Origin of the sequence: Cohnella zeiphila, assembly GCF_014212055.1 — a bacterium.
Lineage (GTDB): Bacteria > Bacillota > Bacilli > Paenibacillales > Paenibacillaceae > Cohnella > Cohnella zeiphila.
Genome location: NZ_JACJVO010000085.1, coordinates 1 through 3003, shown reverse-complemented (window position 1 = coordinate 3003; position 3003 = coordinate 1). Strand labels below are relative to the sequence as shown.

Here is a 3003-nt window from a genome sequence, read left to right as displayed (position 1 = left end):
CTTCCCGCCACGACGAAGAAGGCTTCCTGCATGTGCTCCTTCACCGATTCCGCTTCCATCCCTTCCAGCTCCGCGAATAAAGCGTCCATCTTCCGCTCGATCTCCGCCCATTTCCCCACTTCGAGCAGCTGCATAAGATGAGGCGGCTCATACAAGCTGCGAATGAACCGGACGGGGCCGCCCGGTTGAGACGCGGGCAACCGGATGCCCGGGTTGTCCGCAGCATCGCTGATATAATTCCGGAACGCGGCCAGGCTCTCCAAGTACGCTCCCCGGATATCGGCNNAGCCGGCCGGCGGCCTCTTCCAGCCGATCGGGCGCGACCCCGTTTGGCGCTTGAACGAGGCAAACCAGGTAGCCGAACGAATCTTTGCCATGCCACACCTCGAACTCGTTCTGCCAATGTTCCTCTGCGATATTGCCGATCGCATATTCGTATAGCGGCAGGCTGTCTTCGATGTCGCGCCCATAGACATCCTGTTCGATTCGGAAGAGCAGCAAGGAGAACGGTCTGTCCGCCCGGAACGTCATATCGAACGTCTGAAGCTTTTGCGCCAGCGCCTCTTGCCCCATCCGCTTGCCTTTGAGCAAATCTCGCAGCAGCTCGGCGCGAAGCAAAGGCAGATGCTCCCGCATCGTCGAGACCGCGAGCCGATACGCCTCGGCATCCCGCGATTCTCTCTCCACCCTATCTGCCGCGCGGCGAACCGCCCGCATCAGCTCGTCCTCCTCGACCGGCTTCAACAAGTATTCGACCGCNNATTGAAGGGCTTCCAACGCATCGTCGGCGGTATAGGCTTTATGCACTTTCTCGATCCCCAGATCCTGCCACGGGATCATTCTCGACAAGCTCTCGACCAAGTGCACGTGGTCGTCGACAAGAAGCAGCTGAAGCATCGGGTTCCCCTCCTATCGATTCTCTTCTTCCGAGATCCAGCGCAGCTCGGCCCGCAGCCCTCCGGATTCGGCCCGGGACAGAAGCAGTCCCGAACCCGGCCCGAAGCGGTGCGCCAGACGCTGGTGCACATTCCAGACCCCGCAGCCCATGTGCTCGTCCATCGGCTCCAGAAGCTTGCGGTTCAAGCTCTGCAGCGCATCCGGCTCCATCCCTTCGCCGGTGTCCTCGACGACGAGCCGGTTCATCCTTCCTTCCTGCCAGCCCTTAACGACGATCGTTCCCGGTCCCTTCTTCGGCTCGATCCCGTGCTTGATCGCATTCTCTACGATAGGCTGAACGATCAGCTTCGGCACCGGCTGCGACATCATCGCCTCCGGAATGTCGACCGAATACCGGATCCGGTTCGTCTGCAGGCTCTGAATGTTCAAATAATGGACGACCAGGTCCATCTCGGAGGAGAGCTTCGTAAGCTGCTGCTCCGCCCGAGTCGTGTAACGGTAATATTTGCTCAGGCTGGTTACCATGTCGATCACGGCCTCCTTGTTGTCGAGCTGCGTCATGCTCTTGATATAGGCCAGGCTGTTGTACAGAAAATGAGGGTNNTCCGGTTGAACCGGTCGAACAAATAGCTGAACTCGTTCCCGCGCTTCGACCGGATCCGGACCGAGAAGTCGCCTGCCTCCATCTTCCGGACGGCATGCACCAGCTTGCTGATCGGCAATTGCACGTACCGGTAGAGGAGCAAGGACGCGAGCGCGCCCATCAGCAGCAGAAGCCCGATGCACGCGTAGAACAGGTCCCGGACCGACAGGATCGGCGCGACAATCCGGTCGAGCGGAACGTAGTCGATCAACTGCCAGTCAAGGGACGACACCCGGACGACGTTGACCAGATACGGGTTGCCTTCAAGACGGACGATCGAGCTCCCGCCGTCGGAGGACGCGTCTTCGAGATTGGCAAGCAGTTCTCCGATTCGGGACTTATCGGCGGAACGGTTCGTCACCGGAGCTTCATTCGCGCGAAAGAGAAACGGGTCTCCGTCCCCCCCAAGCTTGAACTGGTCGAGCATGTCGGCCAGATTGTCGGCGGAGAAGCTGACCTCCTGGATCATAATGGCCTGATCGATCTTCTTGTAGGCGAAGTAAGGAGTCGTGAGAAAACGGGCAAACTTCGCTTCCTGCCCGTCCGCGCCGGGCACGTATGTCCACTTGGGCGAAGTGTACCGCTGCAAATACGGCAGGCTGAAATTGACATGCGGATCGCTGGACAGCACGGATCGCGTCTCCGGAGCGTAAACGGTCAACTGGTTTTTCCAATTGGAAGACAGGCTTTGGAAGCGGAGCTTGTCCTCGATGCTTTTTTTCGTCTCCGCCAGATTGTAATAGTCGTTCAGGAAGGAATTGTTCTGAAGGGCCAAGCCGATCAGGCTCTTGTCCGCATTCAAAATGTTGAGAATCGTGGAGAGTTGGTCGACGGCCGCGTCGATCTGGGAAGCGAAGAACGTCAAGCGGTTCAGGTTGGACCGCTGGACCTCCTCGCGGATCACCCGCGTCGTCTTGTGGTTGGAGTAGGAGTAGAGCACGATGATCGGGATCAGGAGCAGGAGAACCAGAATGATCATTCGTCCGAAAATATTGATCCTGTTTATACGCATCGGCAGCACCTCGTCTCATTGTACCAATTTTCCGGGCACGGCGGCATGATCGTTTCATCAGTTCGATAGTACAATCTTTTGCACTTCGGCCGCCATGACAAATTCCGAGCGGAGGACTATAATAACGACAGAGGTGTTGGCATTGACCTATATTGTTTACGATCTGGAAATGACGGTCCGCCGCAAAAAAGGCCAGATCGCCGAAATTATCGAGATCGGAGCCGCCAAAGTGCAGGCCGAGGACGGTACGCCGGTCATTGCGGATTCGTTCCAGACGTTCGTGAAGCCGTCCGTCGTTCCCCGGTTAAGCGAAGACACGATCTCCTTCACGAGCATATCCCAGGACGACGTCGACGGAGCTCCGCCGCTGCCGGAGGCGCTCCGCCGCTTTACGGAATGGATCGGACCGCAGCCGTATTATTTATGCGCCTGGGGCCCCGACGATCATCGC

The 3003-nt window shown here is 58.2% G+C and carries 3 protein-coding genes; 1 reads left to right on the top strand and 2 read right to left on the bottom strand.

The features are described 5' to 3' along the window. Nucleotides 1-909 precede the first annotated feature (909 nt). Together H7C18_RS34745 and H7C18_RS36240 are read right to left on the bottom strand one after the other, a co-directional pair. Nucleotides 910-1458, bottom strand: a complete 549-nt coding sequence (locus H7C18_RS34745) for a sensor histidine kinase (protein WP_185133714.1) — start codon at nucleotides 1456-1458, stop codon at nucleotides 910-912. Then, nucleotides 1455-1661, bottom strand: coding sequence for a HAMP domain-containing protein (locus H7C18_RS36240; RefSeq protein WP_475572004.1), 207 nt, complete (start codon nucleotides 1659-1661; stop codon nucleotides 1455-1457). Before H7C18_RS36240 ends, H7C18_RS34745 begins: the two co-directional genes overlap by 4 nt. Before the next feature lie 1024 nt (nucleotides 1662-2685). On the opposite strand from H7C18_RS36240, the gene H7C18_RS34735 reads away from it, so the two are divergent. Continuing rightward, nucleotides 2686-3003: 3'-5' exonuclease (locus H7C18_RS34735; protein WP_337914102.1), on the top strand; the 318-nt coding region annotated here is incomplete at its 3' end.

Bases quoted from the DNA above. Each gene is read 5' to 3' on its own strand.
- H7C18_RS34745 (WP_185133714.1), bottom strand. From the start codon at position 1,458: ATGACGCAGCTCGACAACAAGGAGGCCGTGATCGACATGGTAACCAGC.